The organism is Streptomyces sp. L-9-10 (assembly GCF_004151105.1).
GTDB lineage: Bacteria > Actinomycetota > Actinomycetes > Streptomycetales > Streptomycetaceae > Streptomyces.
Genome location: NZ_PHRF01000034.1, coordinates 35,974 through 57,214, shown reverse-complemented (window position 1 = coordinate 57,214; position 21,241 = coordinate 35,974). Strand labels below are relative to the sequence as shown.

The 21,241-nt window shown below is 71.4% G+C and carries 16 protein-coding genes and 2 pseudogenes; 11 read left to right on the top strand and 7 right to left on the bottom strand.

Features of this window, described 5'->3' with window-relative positions; genetic code table 11:
- Nucleotides 1-365 precede the first annotated feature (365 nt).
- From CU044_RS09115 to CU044_RS09105, 4 genes and pseudogenes are all read right to left on the bottom strand, one after another.
- Complete coding sequence (locus CU044_RS09115) at nt 366-1,115, bottom strand: DUF2993 domain-containing protein (RefSeq protein WP_193563914.1); 750 nt, start codon at nt 1,113-1,115, stop codon at nt 366-368.
- A 212-nt stretch (nt 1,116-1,327) separates the two neighbouring features.
- Nucleotides 1,328-2,704, bottom strand: a complete 1,377-nt coding sequence (locus CU044_RS09110) for a hypothetical protein (RefSeq protein WP_129767971.1) — start codon at nt 2,702-2,704, stop codon at nt 1,328-1,330.
- Nucleotides 2,705-2,714: 10 nt separating this feature from the next.
- Nucleotides 2,715-2,969, bottom strand: a complete 255-nt coding sequence (locus CU044_RS39445; RefSeq protein ID WP_165840681.1) for a MoaD/ThiS family protein — start codon at nt 2,967-2,969, stop codon at nt 2,715-2,717.
- A 51-nt stretch (nt 2,970-3,020) separates the two neighbouring features.
- A pseudogene (locus CU044_RS09105) lies at nt 3,021-3,848 on the bottom strand (alpha/beta fold hydrolase); the annotation flags it as partial.
- Between the two features lie 258 nt (nt 3,849-4,106).
- Between CU044_RS09105 and CU044_RS09100 the strand changes: the two are divergent.
- Together CU044_RS09100 and CU044_RS09095 are read left to right on the top strand one after the other, a co-directional pair.
- Complete coding sequence (locus CU044_RS09100) at nt 4,107-4,976, top strand: response regulator transcription factor (RefSeq protein WP_240045452.1); 870 nt, start codon at nt 4,107-4,109, stop codon at nt 4,974-4,976.
- Nucleotides 4,977-4,999: 23 nt separating this feature from the next.
- A complete protein-coding gene (locus CU044_RS09095; RefSeq protein WP_129767970.1) occupies nt 5,000-6,022 on the top strand; it encodes a LacI family DNA-binding transcriptional regulator in 1,023 nt (340 codons plus the stop codon).
- 72 nt (nt 6,023-6,094) lie between these two features.
- On the opposite strand, the gene CU044_RS09090 is transcribed toward CU044_RS09095, so the two are convergent.
- Nucleotides 6,095-6,637 (bottom strand): UTRA domain-containing protein, encoded by a 543-nt coding sequence (locus CU044_RS09090; protein WP_129767969.1) that lies wholly within the window; start codon nt 6,635-6,637, stop codon nt 6,095-6,097.
- Between the two features lie 226 nt (nt 6,638-6,863).
- On the opposite strand from CU044_RS09090, the gene CU044_RS09085 reads away from it, so the two are divergent.
- The 3 genes and pseudogenes from CU044_RS09085 (at nt 6,864) to CU044_RS09075 (ending at nt 10,372) form a co-directional block, all read left to right on the top strand.
- The gene (locus tag CU044_RS09085; RefSeq protein ID WP_129767968.1) at nt 6,864-7,931 is read left to right on the top strand and encodes a trypsin-like peptidase domain-containing protein; all 1,068 of its coding nucleotides are present in this window, start codon (nt 6,864-6,866) and stop codon (nt 7,929-7,931) included.
- A gap of 159 nt (nt 7,932-8,090) precedes the next feature.
- A pseudogene (locus CU044_RS09080) lies at nt 8,091-8,819 on the top strand (response regulator transcription factor); the annotation flags it as partial.
- A 107-nt stretch (nt 8,820-8,926) separates the two neighbouring features.
- The gene (locus CU044_RS09075) at nt 8,927-10,372 is read left to right on the top strand and encodes a HAMP domain-containing sensor histidine kinase (RefSeq protein WP_129767967.1); all 1,446 of its coding nucleotides are present in this window, start codon (nt 8,927-8,929) and stop codon (nt 10,370-10,372) included.
- Nucleotides 10,373-10,422: 50 nt separating this feature from the next.
- Here CU044_RS09075 and CU044_RS09070 read toward each other — a convergent pair whose 3' ends face one another.
- Nucleotides 10,423-11,322 (bottom strand): phosphatidylinositol-specific phospholipase C, encoded by a 900-nt coding sequence (locus tag CU044_RS09070; RefSeq protein WP_129767966.1) that lies wholly within the window; start codon nt 11,320-11,322, stop codon nt 10,423-10,425.
- 179 nt (nt 11,323-11,501) lie between these two features.
- Here CU044_RS09070 and CU044_RS09065 point away from each other — a divergent pair, with 179 nt between their 5' ends.
- Nucleotides 11,502-12,218 carry a hypothetical protein gene (locus CU044_RS09065; protein ID WP_129767965.1) on the top strand — a complete coding sequence of 239 codons (717 nt, stop codon included), beginning with the start codon at nt 11,502-11,504 and terminating at the stop codon, nt 12,216-12,218.
- An 882-nt stretch (nt 12,219-13,100) separates the two neighbouring features.
- Here CU044_RS09065 and CU044_RS09060 read toward each other — a convergent pair.
- Nucleotides 13,101-14,930: a bifunctional metallophosphatase/5'-nucleotidase gene (locus CU044_RS09060; RefSeq protein WP_129767964.1), complete on the bottom strand. Its 1,830-nt coding sequence runs from the start codon at nt 14,928-14,930 to the stop codon at nt 13,101-13,103.
- Nucleotides 14,931-15,258: 328 nt separating this feature from the next.
- Here CU044_RS09060 and mshD point away from each other — a divergent pair, with 328 nt between their 5' ends.
- The 5 genes from mshD (at nt 15,259) to CU044_RS09035 (ending at nt 21,241) form a co-directional block, all read left to right on the top strand.
- Nucleotides 15,259-16,179: a mycothiol synthase gene (gene mshD, locus CU044_RS09055; RefSeq protein ID WP_129767963.1), complete on the top strand. Its 921-nt coding sequence runs from the start codon at nt 15,259-15,261 to the stop codon at nt 16,177-16,179.
- 95 nt (nt 16,180-16,274) lie between these two features.
- The gene (locus CU044_RS09050; protein WP_129767962.1) at nt 16,275-16,736 is read left to right on the top strand and encodes a GntR family transcriptional regulator; all 462 of its coding nucleotides are present in this window, start codon (nt 16,275-16,277) and stop codon (nt 16,734-16,736) included.
- Nucleotides 16,733-17,692 (top strand): ABC transporter ATP-binding protein, encoded by a 960-nt coding sequence (locus tag CU044_RS09045; RefSeq protein WP_129767961.1) that lies wholly within the window; start codon nt 16,733-16,735, stop codon nt 17,690-17,692. Before CU044_RS09050 ends, CU044_RS09045 begins: the two co-directional genes overlap by 4 nt.
- Nucleotides 17,689-18,654 (top strand): ABC transporter permease, encoded by a 966-nt coding sequence (locus tag CU044_RS09040; RefSeq protein ID WP_240045451.1) that lies wholly within the window; start codon nt 17,689-17,691, stop codon nt 18,652-18,654. The genes CU044_RS09045 and CU044_RS09040 overlap by 4 nt, the downstream gene beginning before the upstream one ends.
- 358 nt (nt 18,655-19,012) lie before the next feature.
- Complete coding sequence (locus CU044_RS09035; protein ID WP_129767960.1) at nt 19,013-21,241, top strand: RNA degradosome polyphosphate kinase; 2,229 nt, start codon at nt 19,013-19,015, stop codon at nt 21,239-21,241.

The following is a 21,241-nucleotide window of genomic DNA, read 5'->3' as shown; positions in this document are numbered from 1 at the left end:
AGCATGGCGGCGACGCGGCACAGGTCGACTGCCCGCCGCTTCGTGAAGTCCGCCTGTTGCTTCATACGTCCGATCGTAGGGACGTCCCGGCGGACATGTCACCGGCGTGTCACATGCTGAGACTCGATCGTCCAAAAAGCGAGACAACCCTATGGTCGGGGCGGTGTCCGCCGACCGGCCGGGGGTGGGCGTCCCGCTGTCATCTGAGGAGCGGACGCCGATGTCTCACCATCCGGTTACCCGCCGTCCGGAGCCCGCTAACCCGCCGCTCGCGGTACGCCGTACCGCCCCCGGCCGCCGCGCCCCCGGCCGCCGCGCCCCCGGCCGCCGCGCTCTCGGTCGATGCGCGGTCAGCCGGTGCGCGGTCAGCCGGTGAGGGAGATGTCCGTCCCGGCGCCGGAGAAGTGCAGACCGTCCTCGGCCGCCGTCACCTGGTCGAGCTTGACGGTCGACGGCAGTCCGTCGATCTTGAGGTCGTAATCGACCACGTCACGCACCTGCTCGTCCATGCCGGGCACGGGCAGCTCGGGAAGGGACGCGGCCTTCAGCCGGACCGTGTCACCGCCGTCCAGCGTCACCGTGCTGTACGCCGTGACGCTCCGGGTGCCCAGCAGGGCCTTGACAGTGTCCGGGATCTCGATGCCCGCGCCCGCCAGCACGTCCGTCAGCGACCCCGAGAGCTTGACCTGCCCCTTCGCCGCCCGCTCGGCCCCGGCATAGCCGACGGTCGCGCCCTTCGGCGCCGACTTGGCGAGGTCCGCGTACGAGATGCGCGCCGAGCCGGTGGCCTGCCCTGCCACGGCCGACGAGAAACTGCTGTCGATCTTGACGTCCTTCAGCTCCGCCTTGACCCGGGTCACCCGGACCGCGTGGCCGTCGGCCGTGGCGTTGACACCGTCGAGGCTGATCTCGACCTCGTCGAGCGAGGTGCCGAGGACCTGGGTCAGGAACGGGAAGCCCTTGATCGAGACATCGGGCTGAGAGCTCAGCCCCGCGCTCGATCTGACGCGGTCCGCGACCTCGCTCTCGGCGAAGTACACCGCCGCCCGGTCCGCGGCGACGAACAGCCCGCCGAAGATCACGACGAATATCAGCAGTATTCGCAGTGCGCGCATGGTTCGGTGACCCCCACCTTGATCGGTTCTGCCCCCTGACGACCGTGAGCGTAACGCCAGTCGGATGGGCCGCTTGTCGGACTGATCGACGTCCGGCGCGGCCGTACAGTTCCCCGCCGTGCCCCGCCCGGCCGTGCGTCACGCGCCACTCGGGCCCCGTCGGGCCCAGGCGGTCAGGCCCCTGAGCGGCCGGGCCCAGGGGCGGGCCGGGCTCAGGCCAGCACGCGGCCCAGCAGGTAGACGGCGGGGGCGGCGGCCGTGAGCGGCAGCGCCACTCCTGCGGTCATGTGCACGAAACGGGACGGGTAGTCGTAGCTCGCCGCGCGCAGCCCGACCAGCGCGCAGACCCCCGCGCCGAGCCCCAGCAGCGCGCCCTGGCTGCCCAGGTCCGTCATCCCGCCCGCCACGATCCCGGCGCCCGCGCCGGCCAGCAGGGCCACCACGACGGAGACGAACCCCGGCAGCGGAAGGGCGCGGGCCACGGTGGCCGCGGCGACCGCGACCCCGCCGACGGCCACCGCGTCCGGCGCGGCCGCCAGGTGGCCGGTGGCGAGGATGGCGAGCGCGGCCGAGGCGACGGTGGCCATCAGGCCCGTCATCCGCTCGTCGGCGCTCGCGCGGCTGCGCAGTTGCAGGACGACGACCAGCAGCACCCACACACCGAGCGTGCCGATGATCGCGGCGGGGGCGTTCTCCCTGCCCGCCACGAGCAGGACGACATCGGAGGTGAGCCCGCCGAGGAAGGCGAGCGCGATGCCCTGCCTGGCCGGCCACATCCCGTTCAGCCGGAACCAGCCGGCCGCCGTGACGGCCTGGAGCAGGACGAGCGGGACGAGCAGCGCGTACGGCCCGATCGCCGCGCCGCCGGCCAGCAGCAGGCCTAGCAGGGCGGTCAGCCCGGCGGGCTGGATGCCCGGCGGGATGATCGGCGAGCGGCCCTCGGCACGGGCGCGCTGGGCGTCGGTGATGCGGGCGTTGCCCATGGTGGTCGGCGCGCTGTAGCCGTCGGCGGAACCGGGAGGCGTGGCCCCGGGAGCGGTGGCGAAGGGACCCTGAGGGGGCGCGTACGGCGCCGAGGCGGGCGATGGAACCCCCGATGGCACGCCCGACGACGCCTCCGACGGCATCTCCGGAGGCAGCGGATAGGCGCCCTGCGGCGGCAGATACGCCGTGTCGGCGGCGGCAGCGGCCTGCTGAGGCTGCTGCTGGTGCTGCTGGTACCCGGGGGCCTGGCCCTGCTGCGAGGGGTGGTACTGGCCCGGTGGCCGGACGTGCGGCTGCTGGCCCTGCGGCTGGACGTGCGGCTGGTACTGGGTGTCCCAGGTCTGGCCCTGCCACGTCTGCGTGGGCGGCTCCTCATGGGCCTGCGGCCGGTACTGGGGCTCGGCCCAGCCCTGCGAGGCGTTCGGGTCCTGGTACGCCCCGTTCGCGCCGTAGGACGGCTGCTGCGGGCGGCCGTACTGGTCGTACTGGACCTGGTCACGGCTCTGGTCCCCGTACGATCCCTGGCCCTGGCCCCGGTCCTGCCCCTGGCCCCGGTCCCCGTACCCACCCTGGCCGTACCGATACTGCTGATCGTCGTCGCTCATGTGCTGCGGTTCACCCTCCTGCGAACGGCGGGAGCACCTCGACCGTGCCGCCCTCGGCAAGCCGTACGGTCTCATGCCCGCGGGTCCCCACGGGGTCACCGTCGACGATGAAGGAACACCTCTGGAGTACGCGGACCAGCTCGCCCGGGTGCCTCACCCGCGCGGCCGCGAGCGCGTCCGCCAGGTTGTCCGCCGCGTACGGCTCCTCCGCGGTGCCCGCCGCGGCCTTGGCCGCGGCCCAGTAGCGGATCGTGCCCGATGCCATGGCGGCGCTCCTCTCGTCGGCTCCCATGATGGCCGACGGCCCTCGCGGGTCCGTCAGCCACTCCCCGAGACGGGCCAGCAGCGCGTCGTCGGCGGCGTTCTCCGCGTGGCCCATGCCCGGCTCCAGCCATAGCTCGGCGGCGCCCGGTGCCGCGGCCCCGGCCAGCGCGCGGGGGTGGTCCAGCGGGAAGTACGGGTCACGGTCGCCGTGGACGACGAGCAGCGGCACCGGCGCGATCAGCGGGACGGACTCGACCGGGGAGAGCGGCACCGGGTCCCACTCCCGGTCATGGATACGTGTATGCAATCCGTAGCGGCCCACCAGCCGCCCCAGGGGCCGCGTCACCACCCAGTGCAGGCGCCGCATCGGGGCCGTACCCCGGTAGTACCAGCGCGCGGGGGCACTCACGGCGGCCACGGCGTCGGTCCGCGCACCTGTGCGCCCCCTGTGCGACGCGGCATGGCGCAGCACCACGGAGCCGCCCATGGAGAAACCGACGGTCGCGACACGCGAATGGCCCAGCGCACGGGCCCATTCCACGGCCGCCGCCAGATCGAGGATCTCGCGGTCGCCGACCGTCGAGCGCCCGCCCGAGCGGCCGTGCCCGCGGAACGAGAAGGTGACGACGGCCGCACGCTGCGCGAACACCCGCGCCGCCCGCCGTACGGCCGGCCTGTCGACCGATCCGGTGAACCCGTGTGCGAGCACGATCGCGGTCCCGCCGTCCGCCCGGAAATCCTGTCCGAAACCCGCCGTACACGGCTCGTACACCGCCTCGATGGGGACCCCGTCCACGGTCCTGAGGACCGTGCGCCGGGTGCTCCGGGCACCCGGGGAATCTGGTGATCTGCGGGATTGACCCTCTGTCGCCGAGCACATGTGGGTTATTCTGCTGCGAAGAGGATCCGGGCAATGTAGCCCCCGGGTCCTTTTGTGTTTCCCGTCCGTTGTTACAGACAGATGACGCAGACGGAAGACACGGACATCACGGCCGCGGCCTCAGGGCGAGGGATCCGCGACCGGCACCACGTAGGACAAGCAGTGCCGCATACGTCCTCGCAGGGACCGAGGAGGAACCGACGTAATGGGCAAGCGAACCGTGTACGACAACAGTCCGGCCGAGGCAGGTGGGCGGCGATGAGTTCTCTGCTGCTTCTGACCAACGCACTCCAGCCCTCGACGGAGGTGCTGCCGGCTCTTGGACTGCTGCTCCACAACGTGCGGGTGGCTCCCGCCGAAGGGCCCGCTCTCGTCGACACCCCTGGTGCCGATGTCATTCTGATCGACGGCCGGCGCGACCTTCCGCAGGTGCGGTCGCTCTGCCAGCTGCTCCGGTCCACCGGACCGGGCTGCCCGCTGATCCTCGTCGTGACGGAGGGCGGCCTCGCCGCCGTCACCGCGGACTGGGGCATCGACGACGTACTGCTCGACACGGCGGGTCCCGCCGAGGTCGAGGCGCGGCTGCGGCTCGCGATGGGCCGGCAGCAGATCTCGACCGACGACTCCCCGATGGAGATCCGCAACGGCGACCTGTCGGTCGACGAGGCGACGTACAGCGCGAAGCTGAAGGGACGGGTCCTGGACCTGACCTTCAAGGAGTTCGAGCTGCTCAAGTACCTCGCGCAACACCCCGGCCGGGTCTTCACCCGGGCCCAGCTGCTCCAGGAGGTCTGGGGCTACGACTACTTCGGCGGTACGCGGACGGTCGACGTCCACGTACGGCGGCTGCGCGCGAAGCTCGGCCCCGAGCACGAGTCGCTGATCGGGACCGTACGGAACGTCGGCTATCGCTTCGTCACCCCGGAGAAGGGCGAGCGCGGTTCGGACAAGGCCGACCGGCCGAACGCCTCCGAGGAGACGACCCGGGCGAACGCCGCCGCGGACGCTTCCCGCAACGGTTCGCACCCCGAGCCGCGGCACGAGAAGGCCGAGGCACCCCGGGACGACGACAGGGCCGCCGAACTGGACGCCACACAAGAAAGTGCCGTGCGACCTGCCAAGCGGTAGGTCACCACGCGTAGACTCCGCGCGTGGCCAAGGTGACGCGGGACGATGTGGCACGACTGGCGGGTACGTCCACCGCCGTCGTCAGCTATGTCATCAACAACGGACCGAGGCCGGTCGCCCCGGCCACGCGCGAGCGGGTGGTCGCCGCGATCAAGGAGCTGGGCTACCGGCCCGACCGGGTCGCCCAGGCGATGGCCTCGCGGCGTACCGACCTCATAGGGGTCGTCGTGCCGGACGCGAGACAGCCCTTCTTCGCGGAGATGGCGCACGCGGTCGAACAGGCCGCGGCCGAGCGCGGGAAAATGGTGCTCGTCGGCAACTCCGACTACCGCAACGAGCGGGAGGTCCACTATCTGCGGGCCTTCCTGGGCATGCGGGTGTCGGGGCTGATCCTGGTCAGCCAGGGCCCGAGCGAGCGCGCGGCGGCCGAGATAGAGGCCTGGGACGCCCGGGTCGTGCTGCTGCACGAGCGGCCCGAGGGCATCGACGACGTGGCGGTCGTCACGGATGACATCGGCGGCGCGCAGCTCGCCACCCGTCATCTGCTGGAGCACGGCCATCCGTACGTGGCCTGCCTCGGCGGGGTCGAGTCCACCCCGGTCGTCGGCGACCCGGTGACCGACCACGTCGAGGGCTGGCGGCGGGCGATGCTGGAGGCGGGGCGGCCGGTGGAGGGACGCCTCTTCCGGGCCCTCTACAACCGGTACGACGCGTACAACGTCGCGCTGGAGCTGCTGTCGGGCCCGGACCGGCCGCCGGCGATCTTCTGCTCCACCGACGACCAGGCGATCGGTGTCCTGCGGGCCGCCCGCGAGCTGCGGATCGATGTCCCCGGCGAGCTGGCGGTGGCGGGCTTCGACGACGTCAAGGAAGCCGGACTCACGGACCCGCCGCTGACGACGATCTCCTCGGACCGGCCCGCGATGGCACGGGCCGCGGTGGATCTCGTACTGGACGACGGGCTGCGGGTGGCGGGGTCGCGGCGGGAACGGGTGAAGCAGTTCCCGTCGGCACTGATCGTGCGCCGCTCCTGCGGCTGCGCGTAAGCGGTCGGCGCCGGGCCGTCGGCCCGGATGTGACGCCTGCGCATGAACGCGTGGGGGCCGCCTCAAGTGTCGTCATCCGATCCTCATCTCGTAACGCAGCCGCTGCCTGTGCGCGGGCATGGTCATCTTGTCGAGCTGGATGGGCCGGTCCTCCCCGTCGAGAGTGACCCGGGTGAGGCACAGCACCGGCTCGCCCGGCTCGACGCGCAGGGCTTCGCGCTCTTCCTCCGCGGGCATCCGGGCGGTCACGTCCTCCCGGACGCGTACACCGACGTACCCCAGCTCGGCGAGGAGAGCGACGGCTCCGCCGCGGATCTTCGCTGTCCCGGCGAGACGCGTGCCGCGTGCGACGGAAGCGGGGTAGTACGTGTCGGTCAGCTCGCAGGGCAGGTCCTCCAGGAACATCATCCGCCTCCGCACAACGACCAGCTCCCCTACGGCGACGCCGAGCAATCCGGCCACCTCGTCCGACGCCTCCACCTCGCCCGCACCGACGATCCGCTGACCACCCGGCCGCCCCCGCGCCGCCAACTCCGCGCCCCACGCCTCGGTTTGCCCCTTACCGGGTGGTGTCAGATACGGCATCGAGGTGCTGACCCATTCGCCGGCGCTCATGACGTCCTCCTGTGCTGCTGACACGACTCCGACCTTGCTGCTCCACACGGTAGGTGAGCACTCGCCACTGAGGCGGAAGCTCTGGTCCGTGAGGGCTGACCGGTCACCGGCCCACCCCGTCCCGGCTCGCCTGGCGCGCGGTCTTTATATGGGGCATACGCGCTTTTGTTGCCCTTCTCAGAACGTCCTCAGCTCGTTCTCATCTACGGCGCGGACAGTCGCTGCCATGACCGACAACTACCGCGGCAGCGGCGACACAGACAGCACGCAGCAGCACCCCACCCAGGGGTTTCCGGGGCAGGGGTACCAGGGGCAGGGGTTCCAGGGCTCGGCGTACCCGCCGCCGCCCTCGTACGGTCCCACCGTTCCCGTCGACGGCACCGCTGCCGCCACCGCCACGCCTCACCGGCGCGCCAGGCGGCCGGTGGCGCTGCTCGCCGCGGTGGCGATCGCCGCGGCGGTCGTCGGCGGCGGTACGGCGGCCCTGGTCGGGAACTACACCGGCGGGGGCACGGACAGCGTCGGCACCACGGTCAGCGGGACGACCGTCTCGCAGAGCAGCGCGGGTACAGTGGCCGGCGTCGCCCAGGCCGTGTCCCCCGCCATCGTGGAGATCAACGCGACCTCCACGAGCGGTGAGGCCACCGGCTCGGGCGTGATCATCACGTCCGACGGCGAGATCGTCACGAACAACCATGTGATCGCCGGCGCCACCTCGATAAAGGTCCAGCTCAGCACGGGGAAGACCTATACCGCCCAGGTCGTGGGCACCGACGCGGACAAGGACCTCGCGCTGATCAAGCTGGAGGGCGCGAGCGGCCTCAAGACGGCCACGCTCGGCAACTCCGACCAGGTGAAGGTCGGCGACCAGGTCGTGGCGATCGGCTCGCCCGAGGGTCTGACCGGCACCGTCACCAGCGGCATCATCTCGGCGCTCAACCGCGATGTGACCGTGGCCAAGGACCAGGACCAGGGTCAGCAGCAGCAACCGCAGCGGGGCGGGGGCAACTGGCCGTTCGAGTTCGGCGGGCAGCAGTTCAACGGGGACACCGGCTCCTCGAAGACCACGTACAAGGCGCTCCAGACGGACGCCTCGCTCAACCCGGGCAACTCGGGCGGCGCGCTGATCAATATGAACGGTGAGATCATCGGGATCAACTCCGCGATGTACGCGCCGAGTTCGGCCTCGGCGACCGGCGGTTCCGATGCCGGGAGCGTGGGGCTGGGCTTCGCCATCCCGGTCAACACCGTCAAGTCGGACCTCTCGGCACTGCGCTCCGGCGGCACGGACTGATCCCCGGGGACGTGGCGCGAGCCACCGTGAGGGAGGCGTGCGACGCTGAGAGCACGGGTCGCACGCCCCGTCGTGCGACCGTTGACCGTGACCGTGCCCGACTCCATGCCCGACGATGCCCGGCCGTCCCGCCGAGCCGACTGATGAGGTAGCAGCGACATGAGTCCCGCCGAAGGCGATCCCCAGCGGATCCTGATCGTCGACGACGAGCCCGCCGTACGCGAGGCCCTCCAGCGGAGCCTCGCCTTCGACGGATACGGGACCGAGGTCGCCGTCGACGGCATCGACGCGCTCGGCAAGGCCGCCGCCTACGATCCGGATCTGATCGTCCTCGACATCCAGATGCCGCGGATGGACGGTCTGACGGCGGCCCGCAGGCTCCGGGCAAGCGGTTCGAAGGTGCCGATCCTGATGCTGACGGCCCGCGACACGGTCGGCGACCGGGTCACGGGGCTGGACGCGGGCGCCGACGACTACCTGGTCAAACCCTTCGAGCTGGACGAACTGTTCGCCCGGATCCGCGCCCTGCTGCGGCGCAGCTCGTACGCGGCGACCACGGCCGGCGACGTGCCCGACGACGATGTGCTGGCCTTCGCGGATCTGCGGATGGACCTGACGACACGCGAAGTGATGCGCGGGAACCGGCGGGTGGAGCTGACCCGTACCGAGTTCACGCTGCTGGAGATGTTCCTCGCGCACCCGAGGCAGGTGCTGACCCGGGAGCAGATCCTCAAGGCGGTGTGGGGCTTCGACTTCGAGCCGAGCTCCAACTCCCTGGACGTGTATGTGATGTATCTGCGCCGGAAGACGGAGAGCGGCGGCGAACCCCGGCTGGTCCACACGGTGCGTGGCGTGGGGTACGCGCTGCGCGCCGACGGCGGAAGCGGCGCGGGCAGCACGGGCGGCGGGGCGGTTCCGGGCGGCGGGGCGCTTCCCGGCTCCGGCACGGGCACAGGCGCCGGGACGGGTACCGGCACCGGGACAGGCGGCCCGGCGTGACCGGTCCGACGGGCCCGCTCCACCGGCTCCGTACGCTGCCCCTCCGCTCCCGGCTCGCGCTGCTGGTCGCCACGGCGGTCGCGGTGGCGGTCGCGGTCGCGGCGGTGGCCTGCTGGCTGCTCACGCGCACGCAGTTGGAGAGCGATCTGGACAACTCGCTCAGGAACACCAGTGCCGGAGAGCCCTCGGTACGGGACGCGCTCAACAACTGCGGCGCCCCGACGCGTCCTGGGAACGGGACCGGCTTCGCCTACGTCCAGGTGGTCCTGAGCGACGGCAGCCGCTGTGTGGCCTCGTTCTCCGAGCCGGTGAAGGTCCAGCCGCAGGACGTGGGGGTCGCCACCGGCACCCTGCGCGAGTCGCTCCACAACAGCGTCACGGACAGCGGTGCCAAGGTGCGGGTCTTCACCAAGGCCACCCCCTACCGGACCGGCGCCCAGGTGGCCCAGGTGGCCGTCTCCGTGTCCCGCCCCCTCGCCGAGATCGACGCCTCCCTGAACCGGCTCGCCCTGCTGCTCACCGCCGTCGCCGGCGTCGGCGTGCTCGGGGCGGGCGCGGCCGGGCTCTGGGTCGCCAGGTCCGGACTGCGGCCCGTCGACGGGCTGACCCGGGCCGTCGAGCATGTGGCGCGGACCGAGGATCTCGCCGTCCGTATCCCCGTCGAGGGCGAGGACGAGATCGCCCGGCTGTCCCGCTCCTTCAACTCGATGACCGCCGCCCTGGCGTCCTCCCGGGACCGGCAGTCCCAGCTGATCGCCGACGCCGGGCACGAGCTGCGGACCCCGCTCACCTCGCTCCGTACGAACATCGAACTGCTCGCACGCAGTGAGGAGACGGGCCGGGCGATCCCGCCCGACGACCGCAAGGCGCTCATGGCCTCCGTCAAGGCGCAGATGACCGAGCTGGCCGCGCTCATCGGTGATCTCCAGGAGCTGTCGCGTCCGGACGCCGCGGATCCGGGGCCCCTCCAGGTCGTCGCGTTGCACCACGTCGTGGAGAGCGCGCTGGACCGGGCACGGCTGCGCGGGCCCGACCTGACCATCGGCGCGGAGCTGAACCCCTGGTACGTACGGGCCGAGCCGGCCGCCCTCGAACGGGCGCTGGTCAACGTCCTCGACAACGCGGTGAAGTTCAGCCCGGCGGGCGGTTCGGTGGAGGTGTCGCTGACCGCGGGCGGCGAGCTGACCGTACGGGACCACGGCCCGGGTATCCCGGCCGACGAACTGCCGCATGTCTTCGAACGGTTCTGGCGCTCACCGTCCGCCCGCGCGCTGCCGGGCTCGGGGCTGGGTCTTTCGATCGTGGCGCGTACGCTCCAGCAGACGGGCGGCGAGATCGTGCTGCGCCAGGCGGCGGGGGGCGGGACGGCGGCGGTGATCCGTATCCCGGGGGCGCCGACGCCACCGCCGGAGACCACCGGAACCGGCAGCCGAGATTTCTGAGCAGCCGGTTCCGGTAGGTGCGTCGCGTCGTCCCGCGTCAGCGCCGGCCGTCAGCCGTTGTGCCGGATGAGCGACTCGACCAGTCCCGGCCGGGTGGCGGGGAAGTCCAGCGGCACGATCCCGAGCCCGCGCCAGCCGCTCGCCTCGCCTCCGTCGAGGAAGGTGTGGACCTGCGGGTTCAGCCGGTCGGAGTTCCAGCGGGGCGGCAGCAGGGCCGCCGTGCTGACGTAGTTGATGTACATCTTCCCGGGCTGCTGGGCCGCCTTGCGGAAGTGCGCCTCGATCTTGGGGTACTTGGCGCCGGGCTCCGCCTGGTAGTCGTCCTGGATGTCGAAGAGCCCGGAGTCCCCGTACCGCACACCGGGCAGTCCCCCGTTGTCCGCGAGCAGGACGACCCGCCCGCGCGCCTCGCCGAGGGTCGGGAGGTTGCCGTCGAGCCGGAAGAGGGAGCGCCAGCCCTTGCCGTCGAGATAGGTGTCGAAGATCCGCCGGAACTCCGCGTCGCTCTCGCCGGAGTACTCCTGCTTGACGCGCATCAGGACGGTCTCGGAGGGGTTGGCCCGGAGGAAGTCCCGGCACGCGTTCAGCACATCGTCGAAGTTCAGGTTCTGGTAGAACGCGGCGTGGTGGATGGTGAACGCGTTCTCGAACGCCCGGCAGCGGACATCGAGGAAGCGGACGCCGCTGTTCAACTGCTCGGCGATGCTGGTGTTCTGGCAGGCCACGTAAAGACCGCCGACGCGCGCGCCGGCGTTGTGCGTGCCGGGGATGGTCAGCCGCTGGACGGGGGTGGAGTCGGCGAAGCCGCCCATCCAGTCGTACGTGGCGAACGCGCGCCGCGGCGCGGCCACGGCCGGAGCCGCGCCGATCAGGGCAGCGGCGGACACAGCGAACGCGCCGGTCAGAAAGCCCCGGCGCGTGCCTATGGACGTGTTTACGGACGTGCTCATACGAGGGTGCCTCCGTCAGGCGTGGGGGGTCAGCCCTCGGATTATGACCGGTACACGACAGGCAAGGAACAGTGCGTGAGCGAACGCTAAGGTTGATCATCATTTGATCGGTGATCGCGGGAGGGGCGTCGATATCCGTGGAAGAGTTACCGGCCGGGGCGGGCGGCGGAGGATCCCGGATGCGGGAGGGCGTCGTGACGGCCGGCACGGGCCTACGGGTCTACCCGGAGCCCGCGGACGTGTTCGTCGCCGACCAGGTCGGGCTGGCCCGGCATCTGCACCCCCTGATCTCGATCGATCTCGCGCAGGTCGACCCGGCCTGGCACGGGTGGATCCATCTGGTCAGCCCGCTGGAACCGGCCGAGGGCTATCTCGGCGACCACACCCGGGACTTCCACTCCGCGCTCCAGACGCCCAACTGGCTCGGGTTCGCACTGGAGGACGACCGGTACCGGCTGCTCGGCGACGTACGGTACTTCGCGCGGGCGACCACCCCCGAGGAGGTGCCGGAGCCCTGGCCGGGATTCCGCGCCGCGCTCGACGAGCACTGCGAGCTCCAGGAGCGCAGCTACCGGACGCACCGGGACGCGTTCCGGCGCGAGGGCCGGCTGTTCATGCGTGACGACGACGGGGCACCGCTGTACGGGGCGACCGACGGGGTGGCGCTGCTCGACCAGCTCGGCGGCCACGCCGACCAGGGCAACTGGGCGGATCCCGACCTGTTCCGGCTCGCATTCGACGAGGACCGCGCGTGGCCGGTGAGCCAGGCCGGAAACCCGTTCCGGTTCGTGGCGGCGGTGCCGGGCTGGCACTACCGGCGCAGCGGCGCCGACTGGATCCTGCTGTTCTTCGAGCCTGTCGACCGGCTGGCTCTGCTGACGTTCGACTGGAGCTGAGGGAGCGGCCCTCCGTCAGCGCTTTCGTCAGTCCTCGAAGTCGACCGAACTGCCGACATGAGCCCAGCGCTTGTCCTCGGCGCTGGTCCGCTCCAGCTCGGCGGTGCCGTTCCCGGCCTATGGGCCGGTGAGTGGTCTGCGCGGCAGTGCAATGGGGCGGCCCGGCCCCGGCTCGGCGACTGACCCCCGTGGACGGCCAGGACTCATGCCCCGCTGGTGGGGGTGTGTGGGTGGTGGGGTGGGCGTGACGGGGGAGGCGGTGAGTGGGCCTCTGAGAGACCGTGATGTGCCGTGGAGACAGGTCGAGTGGACACAGGACGCATCACCGGTCCGAGGACCCTCCCAAAGGCCCGCCAAACTGGGACATAGATGCAGGTCGCGGCTCCCGTCCGCCTCGGGCGACAGGGCCACCCAGCAACGGACCCTCACCAGCGGGGCATGAGCCCCACTACCCACCCACACCAGCCCGCCGAGCCGGTGCCGGGCCACCCCACTCCACTCCCGCGCCCCCACCCACCGAGCGGCGGTCGGCAACGGACCGGCCCCACCCACGGATCCCCTCCGGGGACCCCTCCCCCGGGGCCCCCCTCAAAGCTGCACTTGCGGTGGAGGGTTGGGTGTCAGGGGTGGAGCGAAGCGGAATCGGCGCAGCCGACGCGACGGAGGAGCGCCCTTGACGCCCGGCCCGGAGCCGCGAAACTCAAAGATCAGGGGCGGCCCCCACCCGCCATCACACCCCCCGGATGAGCCCGACTACCCCCCGGCCCACACCCGCACCCGCACGCCAGAGGGCGGTGAGCCTGTCGCCCACCGCCCTCCGGACGGGTACGTCCGCTGACGTGCCCCCCGTACCTTCCGTACCCCCGTGCCCTGCCCGTACCGCTACTTCAGGATCGTGATCCTGTCCGCCGCCGGCGGGGCCAGCGGCGCCTGCGCCGTGGAGTTCGCCGCCAGGTAGGCGTTGAAGAGGTCCAGGTCCGACGGGCCGACCAGCTTGTTCTTGCCCTCGCCCAGGGCCGGGAAGCCGTCGCCGCCGCCTGCGAGGAACTCGTTCATCGCGACGCGGTACGTCTTCGCCGGGTCGATCGCCGTGCCGTCCAGCTTCACCGAGTCCGTGACGACCCGGGCCGCGCCCGTCTTCGTCATGTCCAGGGTGTAGGTGAAGCCCTTCGAGACCTGAAGGATCTTCGGGGACGCCTCGTTCACTCCGCTGACCTGCTGCTGGAGCGCCGTGATCAGCTGGGCACCCGTCAGGTCCACCGCGTTCATCATGTTGGTGAACGGCTGGACCGTGAACGCCTCGCCGTAGGTCACCACGCCGTCGCCCTCACTGCCCGAGGCCTTGTGGACCAGGTCCGACCTGATCCCGCCCGGGTTCATGAAGGCGATCTGCGCGCCGCCCTTGTCCGCCGGTGCCATGCCCGTGAGCTGCGCGTCCGCGATCACGTCGCCGAGCGGCGACTCCGGGCTCGTCGCGCCGCGGCCGTTGATGTCCGCGGAGATGAAGCCCTGCGGGGCGTTGGCGATCGGCGCGGCCAGCTTGTTCCAGCGCCCGATCAGCGACGTCATGTCCGCCGCCTTCGGCTGCTCACGGCTGACGATGTGGTTCGCCGACTCCACGCTCGTACGCACGATGTCGTTGGTGCGACGGTCGTAGGTGAGCGTGGTGTCCGTGTAGAGCTTGCCGAACGACGAGGCCGACGTGACCAGTCGCGGGTTCCCGGACGGGTCCGGGATCGTGCAGACGTACGCCTGGTGCGTGTGGCCGCTCACCAGCGCGTCGACCTTGGGCGTGATGCCCTTGGCGATCTCGGCGATCGGACCCGAGATGCCGTCACCGGCCCCCGGGCTGTCGCAGTCGTAGTTGTACGCGGTGGACGCGGGCGAACCGCCCTCGTGGATCAGCGCGACGATCGACTTGACGCCCTGCCGCTCCAGTTCCTTGGCGTACTTGTTGACCGTCTCTATCTCGTCGTGGAACTTGAGTCCCTTGACGCCCTCGGCGGTCACGATGTTCGGCGTGCCCTCCAGGGTCACCCCGATGAAGCCGATCTTGACGCCGTTCTTCTTCCAGACCGTGTACGGCTTGAGGATCGGCTTGCCGGTCTTCTCCGACGTCACATTGGCCGCGAGGTACGGGAAGTCGGCTCCCTTGAACTTCTTCCCCTTCTCGTAGCAGCCCTCGGTCGGGTGGCAGCCGCCGTTCTGAAGGCGGGCCAGCTCGACGGCGCCCTCGTCGAACTCGTGGTTGCCGACGGTCGTGACATCGAGGTCGATCTTGTTGAGCGCCTCGATGGTGGGCTCGTCGTGGAAGAGGCCGGACAGCAGCGGGCTCGCGCCCACCATGTCGCCGCCGGCCGCGGTGACGGAGTACGGGTTGCCCTTGCGGGCGTTGCGCAGCGAGGTCGCGAGGTACTCGATACCACCGGCCGGGATCGCCTTGGTCGTACCGTCGGCCTGCTTCTCGGTGACGGTCCCGGCGGAGCCCGCGGGCGCCTCCAGGTTGCCGTGCAGGTCGTTGAAGGAAAGCAGCTGTACGTCAACGGTGCTCGGCTTGTGCGAGCCGTGGCCGTGCCCCTTGCCGTGACCGGGCTCGGTGGCGGTGGCGGTGGCGGTCGGCATCGCGGCGAAGAGGGCGCCGACGGTGGCCAGACCTGCGGCAGCGGCGAGCACCCGCCGTGCCGCGCGGTTCTTCTGCGGTGTCGCTGACATCGATCCCCTTGGTGAATTCAGCGTGCGAGGTGAGAGGTGAAGCGTGAGGGGGGTGAAAGGCGCGGAGTGTAACGAAGCCCGCGAGCCGCAGCCTAGAGTCAACGCGCGTAGCACGACAGGGGGTACCGGGTTACGAGCTGGTTGCCGTTGCGGGTGCGGCAGCTGTCGCGACCCGGACCATACGCCGTCCTCGCCCGGACCATACGCCCCGTACCGCCCGGACCGTACGCCGTCCTCGCCCGGACCGTACGCCGTCTCCGCCGGGACCGCACGCCGGACCGCCCGGACCATACGCCCTCCCGCCGCGCCCCCGCCGTACCCTCGACCCATGACTGACGCAGTAGCCCGCGAGCCCGGCCGGCAGATCCAGACCCTCGACGCGCTCACCCCCGGGCAAGCCGAAGACGTACTCGCCCTGCTGGCGGAGGCCGCCGCCTCGGACGAGGTGCAGGCCGTCTCCGAGCAGGGCCGGCTCCAGTTGCGCGGCGGCCACCGGGAGGGCGTACGGCACTTCCTGCTGACCGTCGACGGTGAACTCGTCGGGTACGGACAGCTGGAGGACACCGATCCCATCGAGGCCCCGGCCGCCGAGCTGGTCGTACGCCCCGGGTGCCGGGGCCGGGGCCACGGGCGGGCGCTGGGTACGGCCCTGCTGGGCGCGTCCGGGAAGCGGCTGCGGGTGTGGGCGCACGGCGGCAGGTCGGCCGCGCGGCATCTGGCCCAGGTGCTCGGGCTGACCCTGTTCCGTGAACTGCGCCAGCTGCGCAGGCCGCTGGTCCCGCCCGCGATCCCGGAGCCGGTGCTGCCCGCCGGGGTCACCGTCCGTACGTTCGTCCCCGGCCAGGACGACGCGGCGTGGCTCGCGGTCAACGCCGCCGCCTTCGCCCACCACCCCGAGCAGGGCGCGCTGACCCAGCGGGACCTGGACGACCGTTTCGCCCAGCCGTGGTTCGACCCGAAGGGCTTCTTCCTGGCCGAGCGCGACGGCGAACTGGTCGGTTTCCACTGGACCAAGGTGCACGCCGGGGAGCAGCTCGGTGAGGTGTACGTCCTCGGCATCAGGCCCGACGCGCAGGGCGGCGGCCTCGGCAAGGCGCTCACCGCGATCGGGCTGCGGTATCTGGCGGCGCAGGGGCTGCCGACCGCGATGCTCTACGTGGACGCGGACAACACGGCGGCGGTGACGGTGTACGAGCGGCTCGGCTTCAGCACGCACGAGGTCGACCTGATGTACCGCACGGAGTCCTGAACCGACGGACAAGCGCAGTCGGGGGCGGCGTACTTGACGCCGCCCCTCACTTACGCCACCATTTCACTACTTCCCTAGTGAAAGGGTGGTTGCGGGTGATCGAATACCGCATCGACCGGCGCAGCGGGGTGGCCACCTACCTCCAGATCGTCCAGCAGACCAAACAGGCCCTGCGCCTCGGCCTGCTGGAGCCCGGCGACAAGCTGCCCACGGCGCGCGAGGTGGTGGCGGCCACCGCCATCAACCCCAACACCGTCCTCAAGGCGTACCGCGAGCTGGAACGCGAGGGGCTGGCCGAAGGGCGGCGCGGCCTCGGCACGTTCGTACGGGGCACCCTCGGCCGGGGCTCCGCCGACAGCGCGCTGCGGGCCGAGCTGGCCGCCTGGGCGGACCGCGCCCGCGCCGGAGGACTCGACAAGGACGACGTGACCGCGCTCTTCACCTCCGTGGTCGAAGAGCGCTTCGAGGAACGCCCCAAGCGCGCCAAAGGCACCAAGAGCACCAAAAGCACCGACGACATCACACGCACTGAGCGCATCAAGGGGGACCACGCATGACTGTGGCGGCGATCGAGGCGACCGGCCTCGGCAAACGCTTCGCGGGGGTGGGACGACGCGAGCACTGGGCGCTGCGCGGCTGCTCCTTCCGTATACCCGCCGGGCGCGTCTGCGCCCTCGTCGGCCCCAACGGCGCCGGCAAATCGACGCTGCTCGCCCACGCGGCCGGGCTCCTCGCTCCCACCGAGGGGATCCTGCGTGTCCTGGGCGCGGCACCGGCCGACGCCCGCGCGCACCTCGCGTACGTCGCCCAGGACAAGCCGCTGTATCCGCAGCTGACGGTCGGTGAGACGCTGCGCATGGGCCGCGAGCTGAACCCGGGGCGCTGGGACGCGGCGGCGGCCGAGCGGATCATCGAAGGCGGCGGCCAGGGCAGCGCGCTCGACCACGGCCGGCGGGTCCGTTCGCTCTCCGGCGGCCAGCGCACCCGCGTCGCGCTCGCCCTCGCGCTCGGCAAACGCCCCGAACTGCTGCTCCTGGACGAGCCGATGGCGGATCTCGACCCGCTGGCCCGCCATCAGCTCATGGGCGCCCTGATGGCGGGCGCGGAGGAACACGGCACCACCGTCGTGATCTCCTCGCACATCCTCACGGAACTGGCCGACGCCTGCGACTACCTGCTGCTCGTGGACGGCGGCCGGGTACGGCTCGGGGGCGAGGTGGAGGACATCCTCACCGCGCACCTGCTGGTGAGCGGAGCGGCGCGGGATCTGGACGACCTGGCGCCGCACACGGTCGTCGAGTCCCGTACGGCGGGGCGCGGACGTACGGCGCTGATCCGGCCGGACGGACCGCTGGACGGTACCTGGCAGACCGCCGAACCCTCCCTGGAGGAACTGCTGTTGGCGCATCTGCGCTCCCCGGGCGCGCCCACCCTGCTCACCCCGAGCGCCGAGCCGCCCCACGGCAACGGCGACGGAAACGGCGAGCGCGGCCGTACGGCGGTGGCGGCATGAGCGCACCGACCCTGCGCGGCCCGGTCTGGGTCGCCGTACGCCAGCACCGGCGCGTGCTGTGGGCGGGGACCGCACTCCTCGTACTGACCGCCGCGATCCTGCTCTACCAGCGGTACCTCGCGACGAGCGCGGTGAGCGACTTCGCCGGAACGGGCTGTTCCATCCAGGTCACCACGGCCGGCTGCGGGGACACGGTCCGGGGCTTCCTCGACGCCCAGTACGCGTTCCACCAGTGGCTCAGCAACACGGGCGCCCTGCTGTTCGCACTCCCCCTGGTTGTCGGCGCCTTCGTAGCGGGTCCGGTGATCGGCAGGGAGCTGGAGTCCGGAACGTACAAGCTCGCCTGGACCCAGTCCGTCTCCCCCGCCCGCTGGCTCGCGGCGAAGCTCACGGCTCCCGTGGTGTGGACGGTCGCCGGCGGTACGGCGCTGGTGATCCTCTACCGCGCGTCCAGGTTCCAGGGGCCCGAGGGCGTGTACTCCGTCTACTGGTACGACAGGCTCGGCTTCGCCGGGCTCGGCCCGCTGCCCGTCGCGTACGGCCTCCTCGGCATCGCGCTCGGCGCGCTCGCCGGGCTGCTGGTGCGCCGTACGGTCCTGGCGATGTCGGCCACCGCGCTGGCCCTGGGAGGGGCCATGCTCGCCATGATCACGTGGCTGCGCCCGAATCTGTGGCCCATGGAGACCACCACGGGCGACGGGCGCCTCCCCGACCTGGCCTGGACGCTCCAGGACGGCGTCATCCTGGCCTCGGGCGAGCGGATGACCCGGGAGGAGTGCATGGCGACGGGCTGGTCGTCGTCCCCGTGCCTGAACCTCCGCGAAGGGGGCACGCACTTCACCGACTACCACCCCGCCTCCCATTTCTGGCCCCTCCAGCTCATGGAGACCGGGATCGTCCTGGCCGTGGCCGCCGTGGTCGTCTTCGCGGCCTTCCGGGTGCTGCGCCACAGCCACGCCTGACGCGCCGGAGGGACGGAACCGGGGGCCGGACGGTACGGAACCGGGGCCGGACGGTACGGAACCGGAGCCGGACGTACCGGTCCCGGATCGGCCGCCGGTCCGGCCCCCACCCGGGGCCACCGGCTCACCCACGGCTACGGTGGGGCTCCCCGGAGGTGGCACATCGCCCCCGGGGAGCCCCGCCCCGCTTCCCTTCACGTCATGTCGCCGTTACCGGCCATTCAGACGCTCTTGCGAGTCTCTGTGAATGCAGCCCGCTGTGCCCCCCACGCCTAACGGCAGGACCAACGGCAGGATCCACCTCGCCCCCGCTCTCTCCGACGCGCCCGTCGTGCCTTCCGCGCGGAACAATAGGGACATGAACCAGCAGCCCGCCGAGGTACCGGTCCAGCATCCCCAGCCGTCCGTCGGATTCATAGCCGCCCACCGGCCCCACACCGTGGCCGCCACCAGCTCCGACCTCGAACCCGATCTCGACGCCGACCTGGACGCGTACGAGGAGGAGAGCGGCCCGGACGGCACCGATCTGCCGCAGGGCAGGTTCCTCGACCGCGAGCGCAGCTGGCTCGCCTTCAACGAACGGGTCCTGGAGCTGGCGGAGGACCCCACCACGCCGCTCCTCGAACGGGCTAATTTCCTCGCCATCTTCGCGTCCAACCTGGACGAGTTCTTCATGGTCAGGGTGGCCGGGCTGAAGCGTCGCATCGCGACCGGTGTCGCCACCCGCTCCGCGTCCGGCCTCCAGCCGCGCGAGGTGCTGGATCTGATCTGGACCCGCTCGCGCGAGCTCATGGCCCGGCACGCCGCCTGCTACCAGCAGGACGTCGCCCCGGCCCTGGCCGACGAGGGCATCCACATCATCCGCTGGCCCGAGCTGACCGAGAAGGAGCAGGCGCGCCTCTTCACGCTCTTCCGCCAGCAGATCTTCCCGGTCCTCACGCCCCTCGCCGTGGACCCGGCGCACCCCTTCCCGTACATCTCCGGCCTCTCGCTCAACCTGGCCGTGACCGTACGCAACCCGGTGAGCGGCCACCGTCACTTCGCGCGGGTCAAGGTGCCGCCGCTGCTCTCCCGCTTCCTGGAGGCGTCGCCCTCGCGGTACGTACCGCTGGAGGACGTGATCGCCGCCCACCTCGAAGAGCTGTTCCCCGGGATGGAGGTGCTGGCGCACCACATGTTCCGGGTCACGCGCAACGAGGACCTGGAGGTGGAGGAGGACGACGCCGAGAACCTCCTCAAGGCGCTGGAGAAGGAGCTCATGCGGCGCCGCTTCGGCCCGCCCGTCCGGCTGGAGGTCGAGGAGGACATCGCGCCCGAGGTCCTGGACCGGCTGGTGCGCGAGCTGAAGGTGACCGACGCGGAGGTCTATCCGCTGCCGGGGCCGCTGGACCTCACCGCGCTCTTCGGGATCTCGTCGCTCGACCGGCCCGAGCTGAAGTTCCCGAAGTTCATCGCGGGCACGAACCGCCAGCTCGCCGAGGTGGAGTCCGCGTCCGCGCCCGACATCTTCGCGGCGCTGCGCAACCGCGATGTGCTGCTGCACCACCCGTACGACTCGTTCTCGACCTCCGTCCAGGCGTTCCTGGAGCAGGCCGCGGCCGACCCGGACGTACTGGCCATCAAGCAGACGCTGTACCGGACGTCCGGCGACTCCCCGATCGTGGACGCGCTGATAGACGCCGCGGAGTCGGGCAAGCAGGTCCTCGTCCTCGTCGAGATCAAGGCCCGCTTCGACGAGCAGGCCAACATCAAGTGGGCGCGCAAGCTGGAAGAGGCCGGCTGCCACGTCGTCTACGGCCTGGTCGGGCTGAAGACGCACTGCAAGCTCTCGCTGGTGGTACGGCAGGAGGGCGAGTCCCTGCGCCGCTACAGCCATGTCGGCACCGGCAACTACCACCCGAAGACGGCCCGGCTGTACGAGGACCTCGGCCTGCTCACCGCTGACCCGCAGGTCGGCGCGGATCTGTCCGACCTGTTCAACCGGCTGTCCGGCTACTCGCGCCGGGAGACCTACCGGCGGCTGCTGGTCGCCCCGAAGTCCCTGCGCGACGGGCTCGTCTCCCGGATCAACAAGGAAGTCGCGCACCACCAGGCCGGCCGTCCCGCCTCGGTCCGTATCAAGGTCAACTCGATGGTCGACGAAGCGGTCATCGACGCCTGTTACCGGGCCTCGCAGGCCGGGGTGCCGGTGGACATCTGGGTCCGCGGGATCTGCGCCGTACGCCCCGGGGTCGCCGGGCTCTCCGAGAACATACGGGTCCGCTCGATCCTGGGCCGCTTCCTGGAGCACTCCCGGATCTTCGCCTTCGGCAACGGCGGGGAACCCGAGGTCTGGATGGGCAGCGCCGACATGATGCACCGCAATCTCGACCGGCGTATCGAAGCCCTGGTCCGGATCACCGACCCGGCCCACCGCGCCTCGATAACCCGCCTGATGGAGACCGGGATGTCCGACACCACGTCCTCCTGGCACCTCGGCCCGGACGGCAACTGGACCCGGCACTCGACGGACGCCGAGGGCCAGCCGCTACGGAACATCCAGGAAATGCTCATAGACGCCCGGAGGCGCCGGCGTGCAGCACCATGA

What these genes read in the sequence shown, in the direction of transcription:
- CU044_RS09115 (WP_193563914.1), bottom strand. Translation starts at nt 1,115, where the DNA reads ATGCGCGCACTGCGAATACTGCTGATATTCGTCGTGATCTTCGGCGGG.
- CU044_RS09110 (WP_129767971.1), bottom strand. Translation starts at nt 2,704, where the DNA reads ATGAGCGACGACGATCAGCAGTATCGGTACGGCCAGGGTGGGTACGGG.
- CU044_RS39445 (WP_165840681.1), bottom strand. Translation starts at nt 2,969, where the DNA reads ATGGCATCGGGCACGATCCGCTACTGGGCCGCGGCCAAGGCCGCGGCG.
- CU044_RS09100 (WP_240045452.1), top strand. Translation starts at nt 4,107, where the DNA reads ATGAGTTCTCTGCTGCTTCTGACCAACGCACTCCAGCCCTCGACGGAG.
- CU044_RS09090 (WP_129767969.1), bottom strand. Translation starts at nt 6,637, where the DNA reads ATGAGCGCCGGCGAATGGGTCAGCACCTCGATGCCGTATCTGACACCA.
- CU044_RS09085 (WP_129767968.1), top strand. Translation starts at nt 6,864, where the DNA reads ATGACCGACAACTACCGCGGCAGCGGCGACACAGACAGCACGCAGCAG.
- CU044_RS09070 (WP_129767966.1), bottom strand. Translation starts at nt 11,322, where the DNA reads ATGAGCACGTCCGTAAACACGTCCATAGGCACGCGCCGGGGCTTTCTG.
- CU044_RS09065 (WP_129767965.1), top strand. Translation starts at nt 11,502, where the DNA reads ATGCGGGAGGGCGTCGTGACGGCCGGCACGGGCCTACGGGTCTACCCG.
- CU044_RS09060 (WP_129767964.1), bottom strand. Translation starts at nt 14,930, where the DNA reads ATGTCAGCGACACCGCAGAAGAACCGCGCGGCACGGCGGGTGCTCGCC.
- mshD (WP_129767963.1), top strand. Translation starts at nt 15,259, where the DNA reads ATGACTGACGCAGTAGCCCGCGAGCCCGGCCGGCAGATCCAGACCCTC.
- CU044_RS09045 (WP_129767961.1), top strand. Translation starts at nt 16,733, where the DNA reads ATGACTGTGGCGGCGATCGAGGCGACCGGCCTCGGCAAACGCTTCGCG.
- CU044_RS09040 (WP_240045451.1), top strand. Translation starts at nt 17,689, where the DNA reads ATGAGCGCACCGACCCTGCGCGGCCCGGTCTGGGTCGCCGTACGCCAG.
- CU044_RS09035 (WP_129767960.1), top strand. Translation starts at nt 19,013, where the DNA reads ATGAACCAGCAGCCCGCCGAGGTACCGGTCCAGCATCCCCAGCCGTCC.